Source organism: Frankia alni ACN14a (assembly GCF_000058485.1).
GTDB lineage: Bacteria > Actinomycetota > Actinomycetes > Frankiales > Frankiaceae > Frankia > Frankia alni.
The window spans coordinates 5890187-5916974 of record NC_008278.1 but is presented as its reverse complement, the minus strand read 5'-3'; the positions used below and the strand labels follow the sequence as shown (position 1 = coordinate 5916974).

29 protein-coding genes and 1 tRNA gene are annotated in these 26788 nt (G+C 69.9%); 12 read left to right on the top strand and 18 right to left on the bottom strand.

What is annotated here, in order from left to right; translation table 11 throughout:
• Positions 1-86: 86 nt before the first annotated feature.
• The 5 genes from FRAAL_RS23830 to FRAAL_RS23810 all read right to left on the bottom strand — a co-directional run bounded on the left by FRAAL_RS23830 (position 87) and on the right by FRAAL_RS23810 (position 4508).
• A complete protein-coding gene (locus FRAAL_RS23830; RefSeq protein ID WP_011606556.1) occupies positions 87-713 on the bottom strand; it encodes a malonic semialdehyde reductase in 627 nt (208 codons plus the stop codon).
• Between the two features lie 178 nt (positions 714-891).
• Positions 892-1422, bottom strand: a complete 531-nt coding sequence (locus FRAAL_RS33265; RefSeq protein ID WP_011606555.1) for an effector-associated domain EAD1-containing protein — start codon at positions 1420-1422, stop codon at positions 892-894.
• Between the two features lie 154 nt (positions 1423-1576).
• A complete protein-coding gene (locus FRAAL_RS23820; protein ID WP_050997235.1) occupies positions 1577-2500 on the bottom strand; it encodes an LLM class F420-dependent oxidoreductase in 924 nt (307 codons plus the stop codon).
• 143 nt (positions 2501-2643) lie between these two features.
• Positions 2644-3384 (bottom strand): SDR family oxidoreductase, encoded by a 741-nt coding sequence (locus FRAAL_RS23815; protein WP_011606549.1) that lies wholly within the window; start codon positions 3382-3384, stop codon positions 2644-2646.
• Between the two features lie 47 nt (positions 3385-3431).
• Positions 3432-4508 (bottom strand): Zn-dependent alcohol dehydrogenase, encoded by a 1077-nt coding sequence (locus FRAAL_RS23810; protein WP_011606548.1) that lies wholly within the window; start codon positions 4506-4508, stop codon positions 3432-3434.
• 276 nt (positions 4509-4784) lie between these two features.
• Here FRAAL_RS23810 and FRAAL_RS23805 point away from each other — a divergent pair, with 276 nt between their 5' ends.
• Genes FRAAL_RS23805 through FRAAL_RS23795 form a run of 3 tightly spaced genes read left to right on the top strand, consistent with a single transcriptional unit; the run spans position 4785 to position 8082 of the window.
• Entirely contained in the window at positions 4785-6041 is a 1257-nt protein-coding gene (locus tag FRAAL_RS23805) for an ABC transporter substrate-binding protein (protein ID WP_050997234.1), read from the top strand.
• Positions 6038-7093, top strand: coding sequence for a hypothetical protein (locus tag FRAAL_RS23800; RefSeq protein WP_041939711.1), 1056 nt, complete (start codon positions 6038-6040; stop codon positions 7091-7093). Before FRAAL_RS23805 ends, FRAAL_RS23800 begins: the two co-directional genes overlap by 4 nt.
• Entirely contained in the window at positions 7090-8082 is a 993-nt protein-coding gene (locus FRAAL_RS23795) for a pantoate--beta-alanine ligase (protein ID WP_011606544.1), read from the top strand. The genes FRAAL_RS23800 and FRAAL_RS23795 overlap by 4 nt, the downstream gene beginning before the upstream one ends.
• A 24-nt stretch (positions 8083-8106) precedes the next feature.
• Here FRAAL_RS23795 and FRAAL_RS23790 read toward each other — a convergent pair whose 3' ends face one another.
• Positions 8107-8667 (bottom strand): TetR/AcrR family transcriptional regulator, encoded by a 561-nt coding sequence (locus FRAAL_RS23790; RefSeq protein WP_041939710.1) that lies wholly within the window; start codon positions 8665-8667, stop codon positions 8107-8109.
• Between the two features lie 37 nt (positions 8668-8704).
• Here FRAAL_RS23790 and FRAAL_RS23785 point away from each other — a divergent pair, with 37 nt between their 5' ends.
• A complete protein-coding gene (locus FRAAL_RS23785) occupies positions 8705-9745 on the top strand; it encodes an epoxide hydrolase family protein (protein ID WP_011606542.1) in 1041 nt (346 codons plus the stop codon).
• An 84-nt stretch (positions 9746-9829) separates the two neighbouring features.
• Here FRAAL_RS23785 and FRAAL_RS23780 read toward each other — a convergent pair whose 3' ends face one another.
• Positions 9830-10408 (bottom strand): TetR/AcrR family transcriptional regulator, encoded by a 579-nt coding sequence (locus tag FRAAL_RS23780; RefSeq protein ID WP_041939709.1) that lies wholly within the window; start codon positions 10406-10408, stop codon positions 9830-9832.
• A 583-nt stretch (positions 10409-10991) separates the two neighbouring features.
• Between FRAAL_RS23780 and FRAAL_RS23775 the strand changes: the two genes are divergently transcribed.
• On the top strand, positions 10992-11804 hold the full coding sequence (locus tag FRAAL_RS23775; protein WP_041939708.1) for an SAM-dependent methyltransferase: 813 nt from the start codon (positions 10992-10994) through the stop codon (positions 11802-11804).
• A gap of 334 nt (positions 11805-12138) precedes the next feature.
• Positions 12139-12212 (top strand) — tRNA-Ile (locus FRAAL_RS23770).
• A gap of 202 nt (positions 12213-12414) precedes the next feature.
• Here the strand turns inward: FRAAL_RS23770 and FRAAL_RS23765 are convergent.
• The 3 genes from FRAAL_RS23765 to FRAAL_RS23755 form a co-directional block, all read right to left on the bottom strand.
• Complete coding sequence (locus tag FRAAL_RS23765) at positions 12415-13692, bottom strand: tyrosine-type recombinase/integrase (RefSeq protein WP_050997233.1); 1278 nt, start codon at positions 13690-13692, stop codon at positions 12415-12417.
• Positions 13692-13895 carry a hypothetical protein gene (locus tag FRAAL_RS23760; protein ID WP_011606536.1) on the bottom strand — a complete coding sequence of 68 codons (204 nt, stop codon included), beginning with the start codon at positions 13893-13895 and terminating at the stop codon, positions 13692-13694. The genes FRAAL_RS23765 and FRAAL_RS23760 overlap by 1 nt, the downstream gene beginning before the upstream one ends.
• 236 nt (positions 13896-14131) lie before the next feature.
• Positions 14132-14431 (bottom strand): hypothetical protein, encoded by a 300-nt coding sequence (locus tag FRAAL_RS23755; RefSeq protein WP_011606535.1) that lies wholly within the window; start codon positions 14429-14431, stop codon positions 14132-14134.
• Between the two features lie 150 nt (positions 14432-14581).
• Between FRAAL_RS23755 and FRAAL_RS23750 the strand changes: the two genes are divergently transcribed.
• Entirely contained in the window at positions 14582-14785 is a 204-nt protein-coding gene (locus FRAAL_RS23750) for a helix-turn-helix transcriptional regulator (protein ID WP_011606534.1), read from the top strand.
• A gap of 6 nt (positions 14786-14791) precedes the next feature.
• On the opposite strand, the gene FRAAL_RS23745 is transcribed toward FRAAL_RS23750, so the two are convergent.
• The 5 genes from FRAAL_RS23745 to FRAAL_RS23725 form a co-directional block, all read right to left on the bottom strand.
• Entirely contained in the window at positions 14792-14983 is a 192-nt protein-coding gene (locus FRAAL_RS23745; protein ID WP_011606533.1) for a helix-turn-helix domain-containing protein, read from the bottom strand.
• A gap of 34 nt (positions 14984-15017) precedes the next feature.
• The gene (locus tag FRAAL_RS23740; protein WP_011606532.1) at positions 15018-16694 is read right to left on the bottom strand and encodes a replication initiator; all 1677 of its coding nucleotides are present in this window, start codon (positions 16692-16694) and stop codon (positions 15018-15020) included.
• Between the two features lie 48 nt (positions 16695-16742).
• The gene (locus tag FRAAL_RS23735) at positions 16743-18311 is read right to left on the bottom strand and encodes an FtsK/SpoIIIE domain-containing protein (RefSeq protein WP_011606531.1); all 1569 of its coding nucleotides are present in this window, start codon (positions 18309-18311) and stop codon (positions 16743-16745) included.
• A 122-nt stretch (positions 18312-18433) separates the two neighbouring features.
• Positions 18434-18733 carry a hypothetical protein gene (locus FRAAL_RS23730; protein WP_041939706.1) on the bottom strand — a complete coding sequence of 100 codons (300 nt, stop codon included), beginning with the start codon at positions 18731-18733 and terminating at the stop codon, positions 18434-18436.
• Entirely contained in the window at positions 18730-19134 is a 405-nt protein-coding gene (locus FRAAL_RS23725; protein WP_011606529.1) for a hypothetical protein, read from the bottom strand. The genes FRAAL_RS23730 and FRAAL_RS23725 overlap by 4 nt, the downstream gene beginning before the upstream one ends.
• A gap of 216 nt (positions 19135-19350) precedes the next feature.
• On the opposite strand from FRAAL_RS23725, the gene FRAAL_RS23720 reads away from it, so the two are divergent.
• Complete coding sequence (locus FRAAL_RS23720) at positions 19351-19770, top strand: helix-turn-helix domain-containing protein (RefSeq protein WP_011606528.1); 420 nt, start codon at positions 19351-19353, stop codon at positions 19768-19770.
• A 229-nt stretch (positions 19771-19999) separates the two neighbouring features.
• Here the strand turns inward: FRAAL_RS23720 and FRAAL_RS23715 are convergent, their stop codons facing one another.
• The 3 genes from FRAAL_RS23715 to FRAAL_RS23705 are packed head-to-tail and all read right to left on the bottom strand — an operon-like array spanning position 20000 to position 21653.
• Positions 20000-20452 carry a hypothetical protein gene (locus tag FRAAL_RS23715; protein ID WP_011606527.1) on the bottom strand — a complete coding sequence of 151 codons (453 nt, stop codon included), beginning with the start codon at positions 20450-20452 and terminating at the stop codon, positions 20000-20002.
• Between the two features lie 56 nt (positions 20453-20508).
• Positions 20509-21345, bottom strand: a complete 837-nt coding sequence (locus tag FRAAL_RS23710; protein ID WP_011606526.1) for an SAM-dependent methyltransferase — start codon at positions 21343-21345, stop codon at positions 20509-20511.
• On the bottom strand, positions 21342-21653 hold the full coding sequence (locus FRAAL_RS23705; RefSeq protein ID WP_157892206.1) for a hypothetical protein: 312 nt from the start codon (positions 21651-21653) through the stop codon (positions 21342-21344). Before FRAAL_RS23705 ends, FRAAL_RS23710 begins: the two co-directional genes overlap by 4 nt.
• Before the next feature lie 330 nt (positions 21654-21983).
• On the opposite strand from FRAAL_RS23705, the gene FRAAL_RS23700 reads away from it, so the two are divergent.
• The 4 genes from FRAAL_RS23700 (at position 21984) to FRAAL_RS33260 (ending at position 26018) form a co-directional block, all read left to right on the top strand.
• Positions 21984-22970 carry a helix-turn-helix domain-containing protein gene (locus FRAAL_RS23700; RefSeq protein ID WP_011606524.1) on the top strand — a complete coding sequence of 329 codons (987 nt, stop codon included), beginning with the start codon at positions 21984-21986 and terminating at the stop codon, positions 22968-22970.
• Entirely contained in the window at positions 22957-24123 is a 1167-nt protein-coding gene (locus tag FRAAL_RS23695) for a hypothetical protein (RefSeq protein WP_011606523.1), read from the top strand. Before FRAAL_RS23700 ends, FRAAL_RS23695 begins: the two co-directional genes overlap by 14 nt.
• A gap of 233 nt (positions 24124-24356) precedes the next feature.
• Positions 24357-25418 carry a ParA family protein gene (locus FRAAL_RS32065; protein WP_157892205.1) on the top strand — a complete coding sequence of 354 codons (1062 nt, stop codon included), beginning with the start codon at positions 24357-24359 and terminating at the stop codon, positions 25416-25418.
• Positions 25419-26018, top strand: coding sequence for a hypothetical protein (locus FRAAL_RS33260; RefSeq protein WP_162137490.1), 600 nt, complete (start codon positions 25419-25421; stop codon positions 26016-26018).
• The last annotated feature ends 770 nt before the right edge of the window (positions 26019-26788 follow it).

Below are 26788 nucleotides of genomic sequence, written 5' to 3'. Positions count from 1 at the left end.
TCGTCGCCCTGGGGGCGACGTGGCCGTCGGCGATGATGCGGAGACGCGAGACGCTGGACTCGGGCCTCTTCAGCCCGCGCCGGCGGTCAGGCCCAGCGGACGACGTCGGCGGGGTCGAGCCGGGGGAGCCGGTCGAACCAGGGGTTCTCCCCGGGGTGGCCGATGTTGACGACGAGCACGGACTTCCACCGGCCGTCCGGGTAGAACTCGGCGTCGATCGCCGCGGCGTCGAAGCCGGCCATCGGCCCGGCGACGAGCCCCTGGGCACGAATGGCGAGGATGAAGTAGCCCGCCTGCAGGGGCGCGTTGAACTGGCCCATCGTGGTCCGCAGGGACTCGTCCGCCTCGAGTACGTCCTTCATCTGCGGCCGGATCGGCAGCAGCGTGGGGGCGTGCTCATGGAAGCGCGAGTCGACGGCGAGGATGGCGGTGACGGGCGCCGAGGCGGTCTTGACCCGGTTGCCCTCGGCCATCAGCGGCAGCAGCCGCTCCTTGCCCTCGGGCGTGCGCACGAAGGTCACCCGCAGCGGCTGCAGGTTGGCGCTGGTCGGCGCCCACCGGGTGAGCTCCCAGATGCCCGCGAGTTCCTCGTCGCTGACCGGGGTGTCCGCGAAGGCGTTCGCCGTCCGGGCCTCGGTGAACAGCAGGGCGCGCCCGGCCTCGTCGAGGCCGGGAACGCCCGTCGCCTCGATGCTCTCGACGGCAGAGGTCATGCGTGTGCTCCCTGAGTATGTGTGGCCCCCCGTACTACCGTCGTAACTCTAGCCGGGCCGTCCGGAGTCCCCGTTCCGCTGTCCGCTGCGCCACATGCCGCTCGAGATCGACGGCGAACCCGGCCTCGGGGCGGGCCCTGCCGGGGCGGCTGGCCCGCGGTGGTCATCATCTCGGACGTCAGACGGGCGGGCGGCGCAGCCATCGTTTCAAGTTCGTGATCCGTCGCAGGGGCGCCCGCGCCGGCGGAACGGGAACGCCGTGTCGGTGCGCCAGGTCCCGCAGCACAACATTCGCGCCGTAGGTTTCGAGCGCTCCGGCGAGCAGGCGCCGATACGGGTCCGCGACGACTCCGAGCTCGAAGTCATGGAATATCTCCCGCCAGGCGACGTCGGGCCGGTGATAGTCGATGCTCGGACGCTGTTCCCGGGGATAATCCACCCGTGCCAGCACCTGGTCCGCTGCCGCGGACGAGGTGTAGATCCTGGCCAGCTCCCGCCGCAGCAGTTCTCCGTGACCCGATCGGCCGGCAACAGATCCGGCCGGGGTGCGAGCGCGACCATGGCCCGTTCGACCCGTACGCGCGCCCGACGCTGCTGGCGCTGCCGTCGACCGCGGGGCCGCGTCGAAGCGAGCGGGACGAGAAGGATGCTCCCGGGCGAGGAGAGCGGGCACCAGCCCCAGCAGGGACAGCCCCAGGGACACCGACATCGCCCCGATGTGCGCCGCGTGGGAACCGCCCGGAATCCCCGCGATCTTTCCCTCCCCGAGGCAGGTGACGGAGGGATCACTCTACGCGGCACGGTTCCGCCTGAACCCCGACGGGCACGGGCAAGCGCGAATCAGATCGCGTACACGACGCAGCTCAGGACTCGCCCGTGAGGTGGACGACCTCGGCATAGCGCTCGAGGGCCTCGATGCAGGCCGCGACGCTGTGTCCGGGGGGCTGCACGACGAACCAGGTGGCGCCCGCGTCCCTGGCCTGGCCCAGGAAGTTCAGGTGCTCGTCGGGGGAGCCGTTCGGGTCCTGGAGCCACGTGCTCTGCAGGGACTGGAGCTGGACGTCGACGGTGACGTCCCGTCCGCGCTCCCGGGAGGCAAGCTCGTTGACTTCCGTCACCGCCGACCTGAGCTGGGCGAACGTCGTCAGGGCGGGCGTGCGCGTCGTGCCGGCGATCGCGTCGGGGATCATCAGGGGGCTCCAGCCCTGCACCCGGGCCGCCCGGCGCCGGGCCACGGCGCTGTTGCCGCCGACCCAGATCGGCGGTCCGCCCGGCGTGACGGGCATCGGGAGCGAGGCGATCGAGGCGGCGGTGAAGTGCCTGCCCTCATAGTCGAAGGGGGATCGGCTCCACACCCCCCGCAGCACCTCGAGGGCCTCGTCGAACAGCAGGTTGCGCTCGTCGAAGTCCACGCCCAGGGCCCGGAACTCCGAGCGCAGATAGCCGGTTCCGACGACGACGGTCAACCGGCCCGCGGACAGGATGTCCACGGTCGCCGCCGCCCGGGCGGTGAGCAGGGGATTGCGGTACGGCAGCACGAGCAGGTACGTCATGAGGCGAAGCCGCGTCGTCGCCGCGGCGCAGAACGCCAGCGCCGGGACGACGTCGAGCGCCTCGTGCCCGCCCGACCTGAGCCACTTCGTCGACGGCGCCGGGTGTTCGGTGAAGGCGACCGCCGCGTAGCCGAGACGCTCGGCCGCCTGGACCACCCGGGTGACCCCCGCCGCGGTCACCAGCTCGGGGCTGTAGTGCGGGTCCGACACGGGGAACTCGACGGTGACGTGCACGACGGCGCTCCTGACTGCGATGGCGGGCGGCGGGCAGGCGAGCTGCTGGATCAAGCAGGCAGGCGAGCTGCTGGATCAGGGGGACTGGCCCAGGCCGACTGGACCAGGGCACGGGATCAGGGGCACGGGATCAGGGCTGTCGGTCAGGCGCCGCCGCTGGCTGTCACGCACTGGCCGGTGATCCAGCGGGCGTCGTCGCCGGCGAGGAAGGCCACCACGTCCGCGATGTCCTCAGGCTGTCCGAGCCGGCCGAGCGGGACCAGGCTGCCGTAGTGCTCGGCGAGCTGTGGAGTCATCCCGTTGCGGATCAGATCGGTGTCCACGATGCCGGGGACCACCGCGTTCACCGTCACCTTGCGGGGGGCCAGCTCGGTGGCCCAGACGCGGGTGAAGGCCTCGATCGCCGCCTTGCTGCCCGCGTAGGCCGACAGTCCGGGCTGGCGGGTCGACGAGCTGCCGCTGCTGATGCTGATGACGCGCCCGCCGTCGGGCATGAGCGCGACCGCCCCCTGCGTCACGAAGAACAGGCCGCGGGCGTTGAGGCCGAAGGTGGAGTCGTAGATGGTCGGCGTCGTCGCGGCCAGGGCCGGCATGCCACCGGCCCCGCGTCCGGCGTTGTTGACGAGGACGTCGACGCGGTCGGTGCGGGCCTGGATTCGCGTGAACAGATCGTCGATCTGGGCCAGATCGGCGACGTCGGCCTGCTCCGCCCAGGCGTCGCCGCCGGCCGCCTCGATCTCCTTGACCAGGCTGGCGGCCTGCTCGGCGCTGCTCGCGTAGTTCACGATGACGGCCGCGCCGTCGCGGGCGAGCCGACGGGCGATCGCGCGGCCGATGCCACGGCCGGCGCCGGTGACGAGCGCGGTCTTGCCGGAGAGTGTCATGTCAGCCTTTCGCGGGGAACGGCGGCGGTGCCGTTCTCGTCGGGCGGTCAGGGGAGGATCACGGAGCGGACGGACTCGGTGTCGGCGAACGCGGCGGTGATGTCGGCGGCCGACAGGCCGATGCGCGTGGAGACGAGCCGTTCGAGGTTCAGGCGGCCGGCCTCCGCCAGGCGCACCAGCAGCGGGAAGTCGACGTCGATGTCGGCGGAGCCGTACACCGCGCTGGTGAAGTTTCGGCCGCTGCTGACGTGCTCCCAGGCGCCCAGGGCGAGGACCGCCGTCGCCTCCGCCGCTCCGACGGCGACGACGGTTCCCGCCGCGCGGGTCATCCGGTAGGCGGCCAGCGTCGTGTCGACGCGTCCCGCCGCCTCGAACGCCGCGTCGACCCCGCGGCCGGCGGTGAGGTCCCGGACGGTTCCGACGACGTCGTCGGTGGTCGTCGGGTCCAGCACGTCCGTCGCGCCGAGGTCCGCCGCCAGCCGACGCTTGGCCGGGACGGGTTCGATCGCAACGATGCGGCTCGCCCCGGCGATGGCGGCGGCCTGGATCACGGCGAGTCCGACGGCGCCGGCGCCCACGACGGCGATCTCGTCGCCGGGGGAGACCCGTGCGGTGTTGAAGACCGCTCCCGCACCGGTGACGACGCCGCAGCCGATCAGCGCGAGCTGCTCGTCGGGAAGGTCGGTGCCGACCGGGACCACGGACAGCTCGTGCACGGTGGTCGTCTCGGCGAAGGAGCCGAGCCCGCAGAACGCGCTGACGGCATGCCCGCCGTCGGTCCGGTAGCGCGGCGCCGCCCAGATGGCCGGCGTCTGCGCGCACAGGTACTTCAGGTGCCGGCGGCACCACCAGCACCGCCCGCAGGCGGGGATCGATGCCCCGACGACGCGGTCGCCGACGCGGACGCGGCTGACGTCCGTACCGACCTCGACCACCCGTCCGGCCAACTCGTGCCCGAGCACCAACGGCAGCCCGAAGGGCAGGTGGCCGGCGAGCACGCTGTGGTCGCTGGCGCAGATCCCGCTGGCGCCGACCGCGACGACGACGTCGTGCGGTCCCGGGGGGATGGTCTCCAACTCCGCGGTCGTGAAGGTGCCCACGGCAGTGGCGATGCCGACGCTCATGGTTGGCCTGCTCCGATGCGATGCGATGCGAGGCGATGCGAGGCGAGGCGGAACGGGATGGGTGCGAAGAGGAGGCTAACGTTCGTTTGCTCCAGTGGTCAACTGTCAAGTTCCAAGCCTGATCAGACAGGGCTAGCGTGATGATTTGCAAGGTTGCTGGCTAACGAACGTTGACTTGGGTGGCGTGGGAGTTCTACCTTCCTGGATCAACGCTGTGACGTCCGGCACAGGCCGACCGCCCGGCGGAGAACCCGACTCCCAGGCAAAGGACCGACGATGTCGATCATCCCGTTACGGCGCGCGGGCCTCGTCCCGCGCGCGCTGGCCGGCACGGTGCTCTCTGCGCTCGTCCTGACGACGGCCGCCTGTGGATCGAGCGGTTCCGCCGCGGGGGGAGCGGCCGCGTCGGCGGACCCGAGCCTCTTTCCCGGCACGAAGCCGTCGGCGTCGGCGCCGGTGCGCGTCGCGATCATCACGAACGAGGGTGGGGCGGCGATCAGCCAGCCCGAGACGACCGCGGCGGCCAGGGCGGCGGTCAGCTACGCGAACGACAATCTCGGCGGCATCGGCGGCCACCGGATCGAGATCGTGCTGACCTGCCCGACGCGGGAGGACGTCGCGACCGCCCGGACCTGCGCCAACAAGGTGGTCGAGGCGAAGGCGGACGCGCTGGTCGTGACCTCGACGGGCCTGGGCGCGACGATCGCGCCGATCGTGACCGGGGCCGGCATCCCGTACATCACCGCCAACGGCGCGACGGCTCCCGAGCTGACCTCGCCCGCCTCGTTCGTCTGGACGGGCGGCTTCCCGTCGATCCTGCGGGCCTGGGCGAAGTACGCCAAGGACAAGGGCTACCGGTCGTTCACCGCGTTCGTCATCGACTCCCCGTCCGCCATCGGTGCCGCCCAGCAGCTGGGGGCGCCGGCGTTCAAGGCCGCCGGGGTGGACTTCACGGTCGCCACGGTCCCGGCCGGGACCCCGGACGCCACCCCGATCGTCAGTGCGGCGCTGCGGCGCAAGCCCGACGCGGTCGCCGTCATCGGCGAGTCGACGGTGTGCATCAGCGTCATCAAGGCCCTGGAGACCGTCGGCACCAGCGCCGACAAACTGATCACCCAACCCTGCGTGGAGCGCAGCGTCCTGGACGCGGTCGGCTCCGCCATCGACGGCACCCAGGTCGCCACCCCGTACGACGTGATCAGCAAGGATGACCCCGAGGTGCGGCGCTACGACGCGGTCATGGCCAGGTACGCGCCGGACACCCCGACGGGCGGCTACGCCGGCATCGGCTACCAGGGCATGATGTCGTTCATCCGGGCGGCCCAGGGCATCCGCGGTGACGTCAGCCCCGCCGCCGTCATCGCGGCGGTGAAGAGCGCGAAGAACGTGCCGCTGCCGATCGGGCACGGGATCACCTTCACCTGTGACGGCACGGCCCTCCCGCCGCTGATCTCGGTGTGCTCGAGCAGCAACATCTTCGAACGGTTCGACGCCGGCAAGGCCACCGACGCCCAGGTGGTGGCGCTGCGATGATCAAGGTTGTGCAGTGCTTCACCGGCGGGGTCGGCGCCGAGAACGTCCGCCGGCTGGCCCGCCACCCCCGGATGGAGCTCGTCGGGGTCCTGGTCCACAGCGCGGAGAAGGCCGGTCGCGACGCCGGTGACGTGGTGGGCATCCCCCCGCTCGGCATCACCACCACCCGCAGCCTCGACGAGATCATCGCGCTGGCTCCCGACGCGGCGATCTGGAGCGCGCAGGGCTACGACCCCGCGTCGATCGCCCGGCTGCTCGCCGCCGGCATCAACGTCTACACCGGGCTCGGCGGCTACTTCCTCGACGGCGAGCCGGAGCAGGCCCTGCTGGCCGACGCCTGCCGCGCGGGCGGCGCCACGTTCGCCGCCGGCGGCAACATCCCGGGCCTGATCAGCGACGTCCTGCCGATCTTCCTGACCGGCTACACCGGCTCGGTCCGGCACATCGACGCCGTCCAGCGCAATCACGTGGCGCACTACCCGTCCGCCGCGCAGCTGCGTGACGGTCTGGGCCTCGGGCTGCCACCCGGCGAGACCGAGAGCGCCACGGCGCTGGACGCCGGCTGGCTGTGGCTGATGACATCCTCGGCGAGGATGGTGGCCGCGGCGCTGCACGTCCCGTTCACCCGGATCGAGCAGACGGACAAACGGACCGCGCTGGCGACCGAGACCGTCACGCTTCCCGGCAGCGGCCTGACCGTCGAGGCGGGCACGGTCGCCGGGGTCCGCTGGACCTGGACCGCCTACAGCGGGCCGAGCGCCTACCTGACGATCACCAACGAGCAGACCGCCGTGCTCAAGCTCGGCGCCGGCTGGCGCGAGACGGAGCGGGAGCCGGCGTGGACGGTGGAACTCGACGCCTCCCCGCCGCTGGTCGCCACCCTGAGCTGGCCGGAGGGGACCGCGGCGGCGGCGGCCAACGCCCAGCTCAACGCGGCCCGGGCGATCAACGTGCTCGCCGCCCTGGTCGCCGCGCCGCCCGGCTGCGTCTCCGTGCTGGACCTGCCCATGATCACGTCGAGTGACACCGTCCTGGGCGAGGCCACGCCGTGAGCGGGAACGGGGGCGGGATCGGTACAGGGCTCGGGAGCCTCGCGGGTTCCGGCCGCACGGTCACCACGATCGCCGAGGTGCGGGCGGCGGCGGACGCGGTGCGCGCCGCCGGTGGACGGGTGGGCTTCTTCGGGACGAGCGGCGCCCTGCACGAGGGTCACCTGACGGTGATCCGGCGCATGGCCGCCGAGTGCGACCTGTCGATCATGCCGCTGTTCCTGGCCCCGGTCCCCGGCGTGACCTCCGACGCGGTCCCCGCCTACGACCGGGACTTCGACGCCGACGCCGCCCTCGCGTTCGACGCCGGGGTGAACCTGGTGTTCCGCCCGGCCGTGGCGGAGATGTACCCCGCTCTGCCGGTGCGCACGGCCGTCGTGCCGGCCGACGAGCTCGCCGCGCCGTGGGAGGGCGCCGAGGACCCGTCGTTCCTGCGGATGGCGGCCACGGCGCTGGCGAAGTACTACAACATCGTCGGCCCGTGTCGGGCGTACACCGGCGAGAAGGACTGGGTGCCCCTGACGGTGCTGCGCCGGATGGTCGTGGACCTGTCGATCCGGGCCGAGATCGTCGCGTGTCCCGTCGTCCGGCTCGCCGACGGGCTGTGCGCCTCCAGCCGCAACAGCCGGCTGTCCGCCGCGGACCGGGCCGCCGCCCCCACGCTCTACGCGGCGCTCACCGCGGCCGTCGCCGCCGTCGAGGCGGGTGAACGGGACGCGGAGGCGATCCGGTCCCTGCTGCGGCGGCGGATCTCGGCGGTGGCGCCCGTCGACTACGCCGAGGTCGTCGACGCCACCACGCTCGCCCGGGTCGATCCGCTGGCCGGCGAGCTACGGCTGCTGGTGTCCGCCGACTTCACCGGCACGCACCTGTTCGACAACGTCGGGCTCACCGTCCGCGATGCCGACGCCGACGCCGACGCCAGGGTCACCGTCCCTGCCGTCGGGACCACCGCCGCCGCCCCGGCCACCGACCGCCGAACCTCGGGGTAGCGCCCTGATCAGTGCTGTCGTGCGTCACCCGTCGGCGAGGCGTTGGATGATGGCGCCCAGCCAGGCCTGGAGATCGGCGGGGTCGCCGAGTTCGGAACGCAGGACCCGGCGGCGGGTCGAGACGCCGAGTACGAAGGCGTCGATCGCCGCGGCTCGGCTGTGGGCGTCCGCGTCGTCCAGGCCGGTGTCGCGCAGGTAGCGGTGCAGCGGCTCCAGCGAGTTCGTGTCGAGGAAGGCGGCCAGCGCCTCCGCCGCCTCCGGGCGTTCGCCGGACGCGCGTTGCAGCACGAGCAGCGGATCCTCTCCGGACACACCGAACCAGCGCTGGACGATGCTCGCCGCGAGTCGCGCACCCAGCGCGGAACGGCCGCCGTCGAAGGAGGTGGAGACGGGAATCTCCACCCGGGTTGCCGCCAGGAAAAGGCCGTCCTTGCCGCCGAAATAGCGCGTGATGAGGTTGGGCGACACCCCGGCCGCGTCGGCCACGCCTCTGACCGTGATCGCCGCGTACCCGTACTGGGCGAACTGGCGTTGCGCGTGCTCCAGGATCCGCTGCTTCGTGGCAGCCGCATTGCGCATAGTCATGTATATGAGAGTACACATCATGTGTATGCTGATACACATGAACGACGAGCTCCGGGAACGACTCCGGCGGACGCGGCGTGTCACGACCCCGTGGAGTGACGACCCGACGCGCGGCATCAGCGGTACCCACCTCGACGAACTGCTCGAACGCTGGGCGAACGGGTACGACTGGCGCGCGCACGAGCGCCGCATCAGAGAGTTCCCCTGGGCCACGGTGCAGGCGGGCGGCACCGAGCTGCGTGTGATCCACCAGCGGTCCGCGGATCCCGGCGCCCCGGTTGTCGTGCTGCTGCATGGCTGGCCGGACTCGGTGTTGCGGTTCGAGCGCGTCCTGCCCCTGCTCGCGGACCTGCACGTGGTGGTGCCCGCGCTGCCGGGCTTCCCGTTCGCGCCCCCGCTCACCAGTCCCGGTATGTCGGTCAACCGGATCGCCGGGATCGTCGCGGACGCCCTGGACGAGCTCGGTTACCCGCGGTACACGGTGTCCGGTGGCGACGTGGGTGGCACCGTCGCGGAGATCCTCGCGGCCGACCGCCCGGACCGGGTGGCCGCCCTGCACCTCACGAACATCGCCCCGCAGCGTGCGCTCACGGCGGACCCGGCGACGCTCCCGCCTGACGCGGCGGCCTACCTGCGCCGGTCGGCGCAGTGGTTCCGGACCGAGGGCGGGTACATCGCGGCGCAGTCGACGCGGCCGAACACCCTCGCCGTCGCCCTCGGCGACTCACCGGCCGGCCTCGCGGCGTGGATCATCGAGAAACTGGAATCCTGGTCCGACGACTCGGCCTTCACTCCGGACGAGCTTCTCACCTGGGTCACCGCCTACTGGGTCACCGGCACGATCGGCACCTCCTTCACCACCTACGTCGAACCGGCCGCCCTCCCCGACCGGATCGACACGCCGACCGTGCTCTCCGTGTTCCCACGCGACCTCAAACCGGAGCCGCGAAGCTACGCGCAGGCGTTCCTGACCGCCTGCGACTACGTGGAACACCACGCCGGAGGCCACTTCGCCGCCTGGGAACAGCCCGAGGCCTACGCCGACGACGTCCACCGCGCAGTCAAACTGGGCGGCTGAAACGGAGCCCGCGACACCGTGGCACCGCTTCGCCTCGTCCACCGCGACACCTCGTCCACCGCGACACCGCTGGCCGCGGACCCGTCAGGCTGCGAGCGAGAGCGCGCGCTCGGCCATCCCGATCAGCCGGGTGCGCGCCGCGATGCCGATGTCGCTGTACTTCGTCGAGTTCAGCAGCCCGAAGATCGCGTGTACCTCGATCTGGGCCTGCCGCTCGGTGAGACCGGGCCGCAGGGCGCGCAGGGGCGTCACCCACAGCCGGGTGTAGGCGAGCTGCCGGGACCTGACCTGGTGGGCGGCCTCGGCCGACAGGTTCGCCATGTCCCGGTCGTGCACCCTGATCAGGTCGGGCTCGCTGGTGGCGAAGCCGGCGTGACAGGCGATGAGCTGGCGCAGCGCGTCCGCGTCGTCGCCCGCGGCCGCGACGGCGGCCTGCCCGCTGTCGAGCATCCGCTGGCCGATGTCGATCAGCAGCTCGGCGAGCACCTCGTCCTTGCTGCCGAAATGCTTGTACACGGACGGCCCGCTGATGCCGGACGCGGCGCCGAGATCGTCGATGGACGTCCCGTGGAACCCGCGGGTGGCGAACATCCGGGCGGCCTCGAGCAGCAGCCGCTCGCGCGTCCGCTGGGCGCTCGGTCGCACCGCGCCGCCTCTACTCACCCGCGTCCTCCCTCGTTCCCCGCCCACCGCGGCACCCGACCGACCAGGGCACCCGACCGACTGCGACGCCTGATGGCGTGGCCTCGTGCCAGGCTAACGCCCCCTAACCGGCGCGGAGCGTCCGGACCAGCGGATCCGGATGGACCAGGAGACGTGTCTGCTCGACGCGGTGCTGGCCGCCACGGCCCTGCCGCTCGAATTCGACACGCCCTCGCCGAGCTGTGAGCACTCGCCCGGGGGCTGCTGCCTGCCGCCCGCGCCACCGAGGGACTCGGCCCGGCGCGGCGGGAACTCGTCGGCCGCCACCAGGTCGGCGCACGCACGAACATCGCCGCGTCCGGGCCGTCATCACCTACCTCAACCACAGCGGCTGATGCGCTTGTTGTTCGTCAAGCTGCCAGGAAGGAGCAACAGCGCTGTTGGGTTCCCATGTCCCTGTAGTTGATCCGCTGCTGTTCGCAGTGATTTAGCCTCACATTGGTGGCCGAGGCTGCCATCAGTGCCGTGTGGCCGCCGGGCCGTGTTCCGGCTGAATCATTCGACTTCGCGGCCTTTACCGGGCCGAGCCAGCATGAGGAGAGACGTGGCTGAGCAGCGCGATGGCACCCCGGACCCGGTGGACCATCCGAAGATCGACGTGACGACGCCGCATTCGGCCCGGATCTGGAACTACTGGATGGGCGGCAAGGACAATTACCCGGTGGACCGCGAGGCGGGCGACGCCTACATCAAGGCGTTCCCGGGAATCGTCACCCTGGCCAAGGAATCCCGACGTTTCCTCATCCGGGCCGTCGGCCACCTCGCCGGTGAGGTGGGCGTCCACCAGTTCCTCGACATCGGTACCGGCCTGCCGACCATGCAGAACACCCACGAGGTCGCCCAGCGCCTCGCCCCCGAGTCCCGCATCGTGTATGTCGATAACGACCCGCTCGTGCTGGCGCACGCCCGCGCCCTGCTGGTCAACACCACGCCGGAGGGCGTGACCACCTACGTCGACGGTGACCTCCACGAACCCGACCAGATCATCGCCGACGCCAGGAACGTGCTGAACTTCTCCAAGCCGATCGTCGTCATGTTCATGGGAATCCTCGGCCACCTCGCCGACTTCGACGAGGCGCGCGCGGTCGTGGCGCGGGTGGTGGAGGCCGTCCCTGCCGGCAGCTATCTGCTGCTGTGGGACAGCACCAACACCAGCGAGGGATTCGACGAGGCGCAGCAGGGCTACGACGACACCGGCGCCGTCCCCTACATCCTGCGCAGCCCGGATCAGGTCGCCCGTTTCTTCGAAGGCCTGGAACTCCTCGAGCCGGGCCTGGTGTCGATCTCGCAGTGGCGACCGGACGCCGAGGGCGCCGCGGCAGTCGACGGCTACGGCGCGGTGGCCCGCAAACCATAGGTCGAATCATCCCAATGCTTACGGGTCTCAGGTGATGCCCTGTCAGGGATCAAACGTCGGCTACGGCCCAGGGGTGACGGTCGGGCGCGTGCCGCGGTCGTCCACTCGATCAGCATCGCATCTGGACGACCGCGAACGTCCTGCCGCGGACAGAGGCCGCCCACGCCGACGGCGTCCCCCTCGAGCTGCAGGCGCCTGGGCCCGAGGCCGCCCCAGGCACGGGCCTCGGGCCCAAGTGGCCCTGCCCGAGCACCCGCGCCGCGCCCGAACCCACCCGCTACGCTGTAGGCACTCGACGCTCCAGCACTGCCGGACGCCCGGGGACCAGGCTCAGGGGGCGGTAGCTCAGCCGGTTAGAGCAGCGGACTCATAATCCGTCGGTCGTGGGTTCGAGCCCCACCCGCCCCACGCGCTCCCTTCCCCTGCTCGCTGATCTTCGATCAGCTTCGCCACCTGCCGTTATGCCTGCCCGGGGGACAACCCCCGGACCCCCGGGCGGCCGGCGTCTTTCTAGATCGGCGATCTTTGGTGGCAGCCAGGGTGGCAGCCAGAGCCCCCCACACCCGCCGCGCAAGCCCCACACCCGTTGCCGGAGCCCCCCACACTTGATCTACGCGGAGTCGGGTTCCTGGGGCGAGTCTGTCCGCGGGCCGCCGTCGTTCTCCGGGTCCCAGAGAGTCGCGCCCATCTGATTCGCGGCGTCGGTAGACAGCTCGGGTGCGACGTGGCTGTAGGTGCCGAGGGTCAGGCTGATCTGCGAATGTCCCATGATTTCCATGACGACGCGCGGGTGGACCTTCTGCGCGAGGAGAAGGCTTGCCATGGTGTGGCGCGCGTCGTGCAGGCGGGCCGCTCGGACTCCCGCGGCCTTCAGGAGGTTCTTCCACGCCCGGTGATCGGCGCTGGGGTCGATCGGATGGCCGGTCGGCTGCGTGAACACCAAACCATGCTCGTTGCGCCAACCGGTGCCAGCCTCTTCCGCTTCCTGCTGCTGGGCCGAGCGGTGCGCACGCAGATCGGCCGCCAGACCGGCCGGGAGGACGATGGTTCGCCGTCCTGCCCGGGACTTCGGATGCACGATGACCAGCCCGCCGCCGGTGCGCTGTGGGCATCGGCGTGCCAGGCCGCAGGACTTCGGATCGGTGCAGCCGTGCGCCCAGGCGCGGCGTTGGAGTGCCTGCCGGACGGTGAGCGTCGCGGGGGTGCTGTCCAGGTCCACGGCGTTCCAGGGCAGGCCGAGAGCCTCGCCTTGACGAAGGCCGAGCGCGAGCGCAACCGACCAGCGGGCCGGGTTGCGTCCGCCCTTGGCGGTGTCGAGCACGGCGCGAGCTTCCTTCGCCGACAAGGGGCTCACTTCGTCCCGTTGGACGGTGGGAGCGTCCACGAGTGTGGCCACGTTACGCGCGACCTTCCCGCGTCGGTGCGCGATCTTCAACGCACGGGAGATGATCCGGTGCATCTGGAGCACCGTGGCCGGTGCCAGCCCGTCCGACTCGCACGCGGCGTAGAACGATTCCAGGTGCTCGGGTTCGAGCCGGTCGAGCCGGTAGCCGCCGAGCTCCGGAACGATGCGGTTGCGGACATATCCGCGGTAGGTGGCGAGCGTGGACGGGCGAACCTTCCGACTGGCGATCGTGTCGAGCCAGAACGTCAGCCACTGGTCGACCGTCAGCGGCTTGTTGCCGGTGACGACCTTGACGCCGTCTTCCTGCTGCCGGTGGAGCGTGCGCAGCTTCTCGGCGACCTCCGTCCGGGTCTTGCCGGACAGGTACTTGCGTTGCCGCTTTCCGTCTTTCCAGCCGAGATCTACGGTGGCCCGCCAGCGGCCGGAGGCGTCCTTGTAGATGGCTCCCTCACCGGCTCCGCGCCGGCCCTTGCGCGCGGCCATCAGGCCACGTCCAGCGGGTTGCCGTCGGGCCATTCGACCGCGTCGCACCACGGGCAGCCGTAGGGGCTGTCTTCCATGTCGCAGGCGAACTTGGTCTCTCCGTCGGTCTGCGGGTAGGCGTGTCCCTGGCCGCGGTTGGCGCGGTCGAGGTGGTCATGCAGCGCCTGCGTGAGGCTCACCCGTCGCGGGGTGTTGGTGGGCATGGCGGGTTTGGCTCCTTGCCGAAAGAACGGGCGCGCGGGTCGCGGGAGGCGTGGTCCGGCGCGGGTGGGGTTTCCGTTCTCTGGCGCTGGGATGGTCTGTCGGGTCGCCGGCCGCGTCCAGGGCGCTGCGCGTCGCTACGCGATCGGCCTGCGGCCGACCCTGGACCCGTCCACCGCCCCGACAGCTTCAGGCGCCACCAGAGAACGGAAGAAAAATGGGTGGGGCAGGGAGTCCGCTACGGGCGGGTTCCGCTCGCCGCCGCCGGTGCCGTCGGGGTGGTGCCCCCGGTGGGCTCGGAGTTCGGACCGCCGGGCACCGCGCGAAAGACCATGGTCAGGTCGATGTCGCCGAAGTGCTCGGTCAGGAAGGCGTCGACCGGCAGGCGGGACATCGCCTCACCGAGGTCGCGGGCGTCGGCGCCGGGGCGAACCGTCAGCGCGTACACGCCGGGTCGGACGATGCTGGCCACGATCAGCGGCAGGTCTGCGCCGGGGGTCGGGCGGGGGTCCGGGGTGTCGGACGGGAAGATGGGCATGGGTCTCTCTCCTGTTAGCGCAGGAAGGGATCAAGGTTCCGGTCGGGTGTTGCCGCACACGGCCGGAACCGCCTCAACGGGACTGGACGACCGTCCAGTGGCGCCCACGGTATCACGTGGCGCTGGACGGTCGTCCAGTAGATTGCGGGTATGACGCAACCGCTCATGGGAGCGGCGGAGATCGCCCGCCGGCTTGGGGTCGGGCGAACGCGGGTGAACCAGCTTCTGAAGGAAGACCCGACGTTCCCCGCGCCGTATGCCTCCCTGGCCGCCGGTCACATCTGGCGGACCGACGACGTCGAGGCGTGGATTGCCGAACACCGGCCCGACCCCCCGCCGTCCGGCAGGCGGTGAGCGTGGTCATGCTGCCTGTCCGTCGTCGAGGCCGCGGAGCCGGTTGACGAAGGCGTGCAGCGAGGCCGACGGGATGCGTCGGGCGCGGCCGATGTGGACGGATTCGAGGTCCCCGCTGTTCAGCAGGTCGTAGATGGTGCTGCGGCTGACGCCGAGCAGGTCAGCGGCGTCGGTCGGGGTGAGCAGGAGCTTGGTCACGCGGGCTCTCCAGGCTTGCCGGGACGGGGGATGGTCAGGCCGCGTCCGCCAGCGGCGGCCCGGTGGCCGAACCCCCGCCGGCCCCTGCTCCGGTGTCCTGTCCGAGCTGTACGCGCCAGGCGTGGCGTTGCGCGATGGCGTGCAGGATCAGATGTTCGCGTCGGGGCGCGGCCGGATCCCCGGGCCGTAGCAAGGTCCAGGCGAGACGGGCCGGATCGTCCTCGGGTGCAGCCGGGCCGGTGCCGGTGGCGCCAAGTGCCGCGAGTTGCTGGCGGATGAAGTCGACCCGGTCGTGGCGGTGGTCGGTGAGGGTCTTGCCGGACCAGCGGCGGGAGACCAGTACGCGCCGGCCGCCGAAGCCGAGGGTTTCGCGCCGGTGTGCTTTGCCGGTGCACCGGCCGGGGGTGAGGTTCCGGCGGGGGTTGCGGGGTTGGATGCCGTAGCGCAGCCAGTTCGCGCACGTCGGTGAGCACGGTTCGTAGCGCAGGGCGTCGGCGAGCCGGTCGACGTGCGCCCGCTGCCGGTCGCTGTCGATGGCGTGGCAGGCGTCGAGGCTCTTCGTCAGGTACTTGGTCAGATAGCCGATCATCCGGCCGGTGTTCGTCGAGTTCGCGGTCACCCCGTCGGCGCGGAGCTGTGCGCCGAACCGCACGACATGGGCGGGTTCGTCGTCCTCGCCGATCGCGTCGAGCGCCGCATCCCAGGACGGCAGCGGGACGCCGGTGGTCGGGTCGAGGTAGCCGCCGGTGGTGTCGTCCCAGACCGGCAGATGATGATCGTCGTAGACCGGCCGGTCCGCGGAGGGCCACCAGACCTGGTGGTAGGTGGCCGCCGCGACCAGGCGCAGCATCACCCGGGGAACGGTGCCGCGGATCGCGGCGTGCAGGTGCGGGGCGAGGCGGCGTTGGGGTTCGAGTGCGGCGAAGTACTGGACGTCCCAGCCGACCGCGCGGCGCAGGTTCTGCCAGAACCGGTCCAGCAGCTTCGGGAAGTGGATCGCGTCGCGGGCCGCCCGCCGGTAGTCGTACGAGGCCGGGTCCACGGGGGTGCCGTCGGAGTGCACCCGCCCGTAGGTGTCGCAGGTCAGGGTCAGGAACATCGACGGCCGCCACACCGTCCCGTCCGGCGCGGTGAACGTCCGCCCGACCGTGCGCCGCTCGACGGGAAGCCGGGGCAGGTCGGGGGCATCCTGGCGACGCTTCGTCGAGCGGACCCGGCGCGGCCGGTCCCGGTCTTCTGGTGCGATCCGCCCGCGGACGCCGAGGTCGGACAGTTCCTGGTCGACCTGGCCGATCAGTTCGTCGATCTCCCCGACCTGGCCGAGGTCGCCGGCCGCTAGGACCTCACCGCGCGCTTCTTCCAGGTCCGCCCGCAGGACGGCAAGCGCCTTGGCGTCATCCGTGGGCGGGTCGGGGTCGGGAACGGGTTCGTCGTCGAGATGCCATCCCGTCTTGCACTGCGCCATCCGCAGCCGCCGGGCCCGGTCCGCGCACGGCGGGCACTTGCTCGCCAGGGTGGCGCCGCAGGGAACGGGGATGATCTGCGTTTCGCCGGTGTCCAGGCTGGTCCGTCGCATCGCCAGCGGCCGGACGCACACCCCGTTGTCCAACGCGACCGCCTCGACGACGTGGCGGGCCAGCGGCGAGCGCATCCGTGCCGCCCGGGAACCAGGCCGCTCGGTCGGGGTGGGGGTGGAGGTGGGAGGGGTCATCGACAGGGGGATTCCTCCGGTGCGTCGGGGGCGATGGGTCCGGTCGGGTCACGCGGCCTGGTCGAGGCCGTCGAGCGGGTCGGAGTCGTCGTCGAGGTAGTTGCTCACGTCCGGAGTCCAGCCGCCGGCCGCGGATGCGGGTCGGTAGTGGGCGACGACCCGGCCGATCTCGACGTCATCCACGTAGGCCGCGCGGACGCGGATCGGGTCGGGGTTGCCGTCGTGCAGCACGTAGCCGACCCCGGGCAGCGCGCGGGGGATCTCCTCGGCGCGGGCACCGCGTTCCCGGGCGCCGTTGCCAAGGACGAGGTCGGCCTGGTCGGTTTCGGTCATCCGCAGCGCGACGCGGACCGGGAACAGGTCCCGGAACGGCAGCACCTCCTTGCGCGGGTCCTGCACCGCGGCCACGACCACCACCCCGGGCGCGCGGCCCTGGGACAGCAGCAGCGGCAGCGCCGCCCCGATCCGCTTCTTCAGCTCCCGATCGGTCACATAGGCGGTCAGTGAGGCGATCTCGTCGACCACGACGACGATCAGCGGCTCTTCCCGGGTCGGGGTGTGCAGGCGGGTATTGCCCGCCAGCGTGGCCGTGCGGGTCTGCATCCGGCTCACCGCGTCGTCGAGGAGATCGGCGATGGTGTCCGTGGTGGTGGCGAAGCGGGTGAACAGCGGACGGCCGAAGGCCAGTTCCATCCCGCCCTTCGGATCACACACCCACAGCTCCACCAGCCCCGCGGCCACCGCCGGGGCCAGTCCGCGCAGCAGCCCCCACAGCACCGAGCCCTTGCCCGCCCCCGTCGCCCCCGCGATCAGCACATGCGAACCGCGCACGGGCAGGGTCCAGGCGGATCCGTCCTCGCAGCGGCCCACCGGCACCGCCGACAGACCCGCCACCAGCACACCCCGCCCCGATGACGACCGGATGGAACGGGGATGGTCACCGGCAGCGCCGGCCGGGTCAGGGCCGGCACCGTCGGAGTCGTCGAGCGCGGCCGGGGGAACCGGGCGGGTCAGCGAGTCATGCCGGTGGAACACGACCCGCACGAACCGGAACGTCTCCGCATGCACCTGGCAGCGGCGTGCCCGGAAGACGTGCCGCAGTGCTTCGGCCTGCTCCGCCCACGCCGCCGGGGTCTGGCCGGGCAGCAGTTCCACCCGCAGCACGTCCACCGACCGCGACGAGCGGATGGAGCGGATCCGGGGGAAGTACTCGTCGAAGGTCACCTGGTCGCCGGTCGACGCGGGCATGCGGATCGCAAGGTCGGTGTGGACCATCGCCGGCTTCCACCGCCGCTGGTAGACGAACGTCAGCCGGGCGCGGCCCCACAGCCACCAGGCCACCGGCCAGAACGACCGGCCATGCACCCGCCACCACACCACCCCGACCGCCACCAGGCCGCCGAGCAGCACGCCCAGCCCGAGCAGGCCGAACCGGTGCACGAACAGCAGCCCCCCGATCGCAGTGGCGACCGCGACCCGATGCCGCCAGCAGCCCCGCACCGCCAGCGCCAGCCCCTTGCCGGCCACCGCGAGTAGCAGCATCCACAGCGGTACCCGCACCTTCTCGGCCCGAGTCGGGACCCGCGGGAAACGCTGGTCACCGTTGATTCTCGACATGGCAATACCACCCACTTTTCGAGCGCACGAAGCCAAGGGCAGGGGAAGGAGGAGAGGAGTTTCGGGCGGCCCGGAATCTGCTGACAGGTGTCCGGGCCGCCCGAGTGAAGGGTCTGGGCGAGCTACGCCGCCCGGAGGTCCGTAGGATCGGCGGCATCCTCGGAGGTGAATCGAATGCGTTCGCACTCCACCAGGTAGTCGTTCACCGCCGCGATCAGCGCATAGGCGAAATCAACATGGTCCGAGGTGACCGCATTCGACAGCGCCGACACCGTCACCGATGCCAACCCGAGCCGGACCGTCAGAATCGGCGACCGGTCGGCGTAGGTGTGGCAGGTCACCGACCAGTCCGCACCCACGTGCAGGCCAAGGTGGGTTGCCGATCGAACCCCATCGATCGCCGGACCTCGCCGGCCGGTCATGCCGCCACCGCCGGGCGCCGGCCCGTGCTGGCCGGCCGCATGGCCGAGGCCCGCAGCGAGTACTCCTGGCGGGGACGAGCGCCGTTGGAGTCGACGTAGGGGACGACCAGCAGACCATCGAAGACCACCGGCCGGAACGGTGTCCCCGGCAGCATGTCCGGCAGATCGGGGGGAGTCTCGCCGGTCATCTTCACCTTCACCTCGGACTTGCGGGCCGCCGGGTCCGCGTCCAGGACGCGCACCGACCAGACCCGCTCGCCGTTGCCCTTGTCACGGGCCTGCACGTCCGCCAGGCCCGCCTTCACCTTCTCGAAGTCGTTCGCCGCCTCCACCGCGAGCACGTACGCCCCCTGCGGAAAGACGTCCTCGAATCGCACCGGAATACGTTGCGGAACCGCCACCGTGTTTTCCTCCACTCGCCGTGTTCCGTCGAGCCGGCCGGTGGTTCCGGCCGCCGGATACACAGTGCTCCGCTCGGCAAGCGCGCATCAACCGCCAACTTAGCGTTGGATGCAGCTTTGAGATGCTGCCCATGCGGTACGCATAGGGTCATGTCATGGTGATATGACGCGCAGGCGGTGCCGCTTCCCGTTTCGACCGGCCGCTAATATGCGCGCATGGCTGACCGGAAAACCCTGCGGGTGTATCGCACTCGTGGTCCGGTGGACGGTGAGGACTGGGCCGCGGTCGCCGTGGCGCTCAACGAGCGGATGGCCCGGCGCCGCATCGGTCAGCAGGACCTCGCGCGGGAGTCCGGGGTGTCGGTCTCGACGCTGCGCGAGCTTCAGCATGGCGCCGGCCGGCGGGTGCAGAACAAGACCCTTACCGCGATCGCCCGCGCCCTGGACTGGCCGGACAACCACCTCATCGACGTCCTGCTGGCCGGCACGCCCACCGGCAGCGAGCCGACCGGTGACCCTGGCCGGGAGATCCTCGCCGCACTCGCCCGTGTCGAGGACCGTCTTGGCGAGATCGCCCGCCGGCTTGCCGTGGTCGAGGAAACGATCAGCAGGTCCGGCGAGCCGGATCGGACCTGAACACGCCGATGGGCCGAACCCGTCATCAGGGTTCGGCCCATCGTGGCCGATGCGTGCGGTCAGCCCAGGACCGCAGCGGCCGGGGTGGAGCGATCACGGAGACCGGCCACGTTCATGGGGTGTTGTCTCGGGTGAGAGGACCCGCGCCCCTTGCCGCCGAGGGGGTCGGCCGGGCGCGGGTCCTCCCGGATGGTGACGGGCGTGATGTCGGGGTTGGCCCGTCATCGGCTCACAGGCGCGCGGGCGCCACCTGGTCGATGTACATCGCGTCGGCGATCGCGTCGAAGCCGGCCGAGGTCTGCCCCCGCCGGACGGCCAATGCCCGCTCGACCTGGTCCGCGCTCAGCAGCCGGTAGCCTTCGGCGAGCGTCGCGAGCATGAGGCTTTCAGCGTCGGCGAACAGCATGCCGCGTGTCTCGCCGTGCGAGGTCAATACCTCGCGTGTCTGGTCGTCACAGACCTTGCCGCCCAGGATCCCGGCGAGCAGTTCACCGGCGAGCCGGGTCATCTGCTCGTTGATCTTCGCTCGCTTCTGCGTGTAGCCGTGGCACAGGTCGGCGATCCCGTTGACCTGGACGAGGTCCAGGCCGATGTCCCGCCGGTGATGAAGCTCCGGCAGGAACAGCCCTGCCGCCGGCGCGAGACTCGCCGCTCCCGCCGCGCGTAGATCGGACAGCACCAACTACCTCCAATTGATTCGTTCGGTATGGGAGAACCCGTTGCGTGCGAACGGGTGGATCAGGGCTTCCGTCCGACGCCGCCGTAGACCCAGACCTTGTCAATGCCTGTTGGCGGTTCGTCCGGCTTCCACAGCGGCAGCCGCACCACGCCCGGGCCGAGGACCTCCGTGCCCGCGAAGAACCGGCACACGTCCCCCAGGCCCCGCAGCACCAGCGGCGCGGCCGTCGCGGTGTAGGTGTCGACGATCTGGCCGACGTTGCGGGGCGCGAGGTCGCCGGTGGCGTGAGAGACGACGAGGTAGCTGCCGGAGGGCAGGGCGTCGACCAGCGAGCGCACCAGGGCGTGCGCCCCGTCGTCGTCGGTCAGGAAGTGCAGCACCGCGACGAGGAACAGCGCGATGGGCCGGTGGAAGTCGAGTGCGTCGCGCAGTTCCGCGGCGCGGAGGATGAGCGCCGGGTCGCGCAGGTCGGCATCCAGGTAGGCCGTGCGCCCTTCCGGCGTGCTGGTCAGCAGCGCGCGGGCGTGCGTCAGGACCACCGGATCGTTGTCGGTGTAGACGACCCGGGACGTCGGGTCGACGGCCTGCACCACCTCGTGCAGGTTCGGACTCGTGGGAATGCCAGTTCCGACGTCGAGGTATTGGCGGATCCCGCACTCGGCCGCGAGTAACCGCGCCGCCCGGGTCATGAAGTCACGGTTCGCCCGCGCGACGAGCGGAACGTCCGGCGACGCCGCCACCACCTGCTCCGCCGCCGCCCGGTCGGCCGGCAGATGATCCTTGCCGCCGAGGTAGTAGTTATACATCCGCGCCGGGTGCGCCACCGACAGGTCAAACGACGCGCCCGGTATCGGGTTCGTCGTGTCCTGCTCGACGGCCTGCTGATCGGCGGTCATCCGGTCAGCTCCACCCCGGCAGGCATGGCCGGAAGTACCAGAGCGCCCGGGAAGTGTCGATCCCGTATGTACGTCCAGGCCGCCGCCCGCGTCGCGAAGAACCCGATCACGCCCAGCAGGGCGCCGCGCGGCCCCCGCACGACAACCGCCCACAGCACCCGACGCACACCGCCCCCGCCAGGAGCCAGCGGCGGCCCACTGGACCCCGAGCCGCCGTCGCCGGCCACGCGGGCGCACAGCAGCTCCCGCCGCGACGGCCCCCGCACAATCGACCCGCGTCCCGCGCCCGCGTCTGTCCGTCCCACCATGTTCCTCCCACCTGGGCCACACCGGGTTCGTTGTTCGCCGCGCCGCCCCGCGGAGGTCGGGACTCGACGCGGGGCGGGGGGGCACATGAACAAGCCTCACGAACCGCCTGGCAGGCGCGGAAGGTCACGATGGCAAGGCACAGGACGCATGGGCGGCGAGCGGGCGAACCACCCGGCGAGCGCTTGGCCGGCGTTATCCGGGCGCGTGAGCGGCAGAAGAGCGGCGAACTGGCCATACCACCGTGGTATGACGGCGCTAGTCTCTGAGTAGCAGCCTGACCACACCACCGCCGACCGGGACAGGTCGGCCCGGAGACGAGGAGACTGGCGATGGCCCAGCCCGCTCCTCCCTACACCGTCTCTCCCGAGCTGCTTGCCCGCGGCGAGTTCCGTGCCGCCTGCGAGGCCCGCGACTTCCAGGTGATCTTCCGGTTGATGCGGAAGTACGACGGCGCGAGCCAGGACCGGGTGTCCTCGCCGGTCCCGGGGCTGACGCAGAGCCGGGTCAGCCGGGTGATGAGCGGGGAAAGTCGCATCGCGTCGCTGACCCTGGTGGAGCGCATCGCCGACGCGCTGCGCATCCCGGGCGCCTACTTCCTGCTCGCGCCCCGCCCCTGGGAGACCAGCAGCCCGCCGCCCGTTCCCGCCGGGTCGGGATCATCGACCAGCGCATCGCCCATCACACGGGTGGGAAGCCTGCCCACCCAGGCGGCACCAGGAGAGGGAGGCGCTGCCGCCACCTCGGGTGCCTACGGCGCGCGGGAGACGCGGTTGGCCGTCACCATCGACATCGCCGCGGATGGCGCGGCCCATCTGACCTACGAACACGAACTGGTGAACGTCGGCTCGCTTCCGATCACCCGGCTTGCCCGTGAGCTGTGGTTCAAGCACACCGACGACATCCTCGACATCCAGGCCCAGCCGTCACCGAACCACAATGTGATCATTCAGCGGGTGCATGACATCCCGGGCCTGTCGAAGTTCGCTTGTCAGATCTTCCCTGCACTTCAGCCCGGCGAGTCGGCCACCATCGGCTACACCTGCGAGAAAGGTCGGTTCGTCGACGAGCTGTACTGGCGGCAGTCCATCGCCCGCCCTACTGATGCCTTTGTCCTGACCGTCCGCCAGGCCGGCGTGCGCCGCCTGCTTGGCTGTAACGCGATCGAGGAACGCGCGGACGGCCTGGAACTCTCCGCGCTCGACGGACTGTCCTGGCGCAATGACGCCGATCGCGTCGTGATCGACCTGACCCGCAAGCATCTGACCGCCGGCCAGGCCGTGACATTGCGATGGGACGCCGACCATGATCTTGCGTGACGATATTGAGACCACGCTGCGGGCCTGGGACGCCTACGAGCGCGCCCGCGGCTGCCCGCCGGTCGTGGACTTCGACTGCGCGCCACCGGACACTGCTCCGGCTCCGGTCGCGCACCGTCTCGACGCCCACGAGAGGCTGACCGACCTGCACCACCGCGCCGTCGCCGAAGGAGAGCAGCGGTTCGCCGACCGGATCGGCGCCCACCTCGCCTACCTGCAAGCCCTCCTCGGTGAACGCCAGCCCCTCGACGCCTACGTCCGCGCGACGCAGGGTTGCGGCGTGGCCGGATGGCCCGACAGCCACGTCACCGCCTGCCGAAACCGTGCCATCGCCGCCCTCGAAAGCCTGGGCGTGTCTTGGGGACCGGACACCGCCCGCGACCTCGACCGGCTCGAAGGGCGGGTGTCCGAGGACAAGGTCGCCGACCTGATGCGTGCCGCCGCCGTCGACCTGGAACCCGCTGTACGCCGCATCACCGGCGCCACCACCGATTACGACCTGACCATCGAGAGCGTCGACATCGACGCCTACTGGTCCTACTGGCTCGACGGCGCCGGCACCAAGGTCCGTCTTCGTCTCAACCGCCGTCACGCCCAGTTCACCGAGGTCCGCCTACGCCAGTTCGCCCTGCACGAAATCCTCGGCCACGCCCTGCAGACCGCGAACTGGGCCACCGTCGCGGCGACTCACGACGTCGACTGGATCCGGGTGACGGCGGTACACGCTCAACAACAGGTCCTGTTGGAAGGTCTGGCCCAGGCCCTACCTCTGTTCGCCACGCCTGACGACGAGGCCGTGGCCGCCCGCGTCCGTCTGGACCACTACCTTCAGCTCGTCCGTGCGGAACTCCACCAGGCCATCAACGTCGGTAGGTCGATCGCCGATTGCGTGGCCCACGCCCACGCTCGCGTCCCGTTCTGGACCGACGACACGATCGCCGACGCCCTCACCGATCGCGGAGCCGACTCTCTGTTGCGCTCCTACCTGTGGTCCTACGCCGCCGGCATCGACTGGTTCGTCGCCCTCGCCGACACCGCCACCCCCGACACCATCACCACCGTCCTGCGCACCGCCTACCACCAGCCCCTCACCCCCGCAGACCTCGCCGAACTTTGGCCGGGTGGCCCGGTCCCGGGCGGCTCAGGCCCATGAACCGAATGACCGGGCGACGAAGCCGAAGGCCGTGCGTTGCCGAATCCCTCATTTTAGGATCAAGCCTGTGCCGGAGCTAGGAGCGCGCCGCGCGACGGCTGCGCGCGGCGCTGGCGCGCCGTGCTCGCCGGCGAGTCGCAGCCGAGCCCCTAGGGTCAACGGTCAGCGTCGAGCGGTAAGATCATGTCGCAACCGAGAACCTCCGTCTAGAACCTGTCCAGGAGCCGGAAAAATTGACGAAGAGCCCGCCGACACATAAGACAGTAGCATTGTTCAACAACAAAGGTGGGGTAAGTAAAACTACTACCTGCTTTAACCTTGGTTGGATGCTAGCGGAGCGCGGTCACACTGTAGTTATGATGGACGCCGATCCGCAGTGCAATCTGACCGGTATGGTAATGGATCTGACGCAGGGCGACGACCTAGCAGACTTCTATAGAAAAAATCCTGGGCGAAATATAAAAGACGCGCTCGAGCCCGCTTTCAAGTCTCGTCCGCGCCCCTTAAAGGCGATGGATTGCGTCGAGGTCGAAGGGCGCGAGAGACTCTTCCTCATGCCAGGTCACGTCGGGCTAGCGGAGGACGAGGTATCGCTAGGTATAGCACAACAGCTTTCGGAATCGGTTCAGGCTCTGAAAAACATTCCCGGAAGCTTCGGTCATCTTATTTCTCTGACCGCAAATAGATACAAGGCAGACTATGTGCTCCTCGATCTCAGTCCTGGCCTAGGCTCGATAAATCAAAATCTCGTCACGACCGCGAACCATGTGATCATCCCCGCTAGTCCTGACGTCTTCTCGGTTATGGCAATCGACTCACTCGCGCGCGTTATCCCTCAGTGGGTCAATTGGGCACGTCGAGCCGCCGAACTGGAGGCTCTTTCTTCCGCAGATTACCCATTCCCGGACCCGAACCTTACTTTCCTTGGCGTAGTGATTCAACGGTACCGCCTAAAGAACGGAAAGCCCGCCAAGGCATTTGAAACTTATTTCAATGAACTAGACGCGGCAATCGTCGATACTCTTGTTCCAGCGCTACGAAAGTCCGACATTATGCTGCCGGACGAGAAGTATGTGGCAGCACAAATGGAAGGAGGCTACCGCATAGCCTCCATTTCCGACTTTCACAGCTTGATCGCCGTTTCGCAACAGAAGCGTAAACCAGTTTATTCATTGACCCGCGAGGACGTGAAGCGCGGTGGACGTCTCTGGGAAAACACGCTACCCAGTATTCAAGCTTTCCGCGAGACTTTCGCCCATATGGCCGAGCGTGTAGAGAAACTCACTGGCCCCTAGATGTCGCAGCGTCACATCCAATTTGAGAGCAATATACAACGTGCCCGCGACATGGTCGGACTTGGCCAGGCACTGGGAAATATGACACAGGGTGTCGTGAATGGCTCGGATCTATATCGCGCCGCTCTCGTTCAAGCGGTGGCGTCTCTTGACTCGTATATGCATGGAGTAATGCTTGATCGCAGCGTTGACATTCTGATGGGTCGGGCACATGTAGGATCTGGAAGAGGCATAGGCCTGCCCTTACATGCAATATCGGATCTGCTAGCGACAGCCGTACCTGCTGACCGAGAGCTAAGAGTTAGAACTCATCTCGCTCAACGGTTCTCGGTCGAGACTTACCAGAAGGCCGATAGCATTTCCGCCGCTCTTTCCTCGATCGGCACAGCAAAACTATGGACAACTGCTTTCGGTCCCGATGCGGAGACAACTCGGACCGAGCTGAACTTGATCGTCGAGCGACGAAACCGGATTGTTCATAGTTGTGATACCGATACACTCAACCCAGGTCAATTAACTCAGATCTCTGCGAGTGACGCACTAGAAGCCGTCGAACAAATTCAACGCATCGTTACCGAAATTGATAAACTAATTTCTTGACGCTGGCGCATGAGTGGGCGGCGCTATAGCGCCGCCGAGCCGGCGGGCCTCTGTTCGGCGGTCCGCGCGACACTGACGTCTGTGGACTCGGTGCGCTGGCCGGCAGCACTCCACGGACGTCGGTGGACTACGTGCCCTCTCCTCGCCAGCTGCGGATCACGGGCGAGCTGCCGCGACGCTTCCGCTCCTCGGTGCTGGCGCACCCGCGGTATGGGTCGACTTGCCAAAGAAGATCTTCACTCACTGATCACGGGACGGTACCGAGCCGAAGGCTGGTCGTGATCAGGCCGCGCGGTGACCACGCCTCCAACCCGTTGCAGCCACGTTGGCAGCCAAGCCGGCCGACATCCATGGACGAGCGTGGACGTCCATGGAATCCTGCGACCGCCTGACCTGGGACCGCTGGACGTCGGTGGACGGATACAGACGAGTATCCGGGAATCTCATAATCCGTCGGTCGTGGGTTCGAGCCCCACCCGCCCCACCCACTCTGACCTGCACGTTTGCTGCTCTTCGGCTGCTCTGAAGATCGATGACTCGCTCTGGTGGTGCCGTGGTGGTGCCGAACTGCGGATGATCAGGTGTCGATCTTGTTTCGTCGATGACTGAGAGTGCTCGGCAGCGGGATGCCGGGCCGCGGGCCGCGTCGCGCGGTACGAGGGAGAGCATGCGGCGGTTCGAGGACGCGGCGGATGGCAACGCGATCGCTTTCAGCCGGGAGAGTGCGGCCTGCGCGAAATCAAGGGGCAGCCGCAGTGGAGATGGACGCC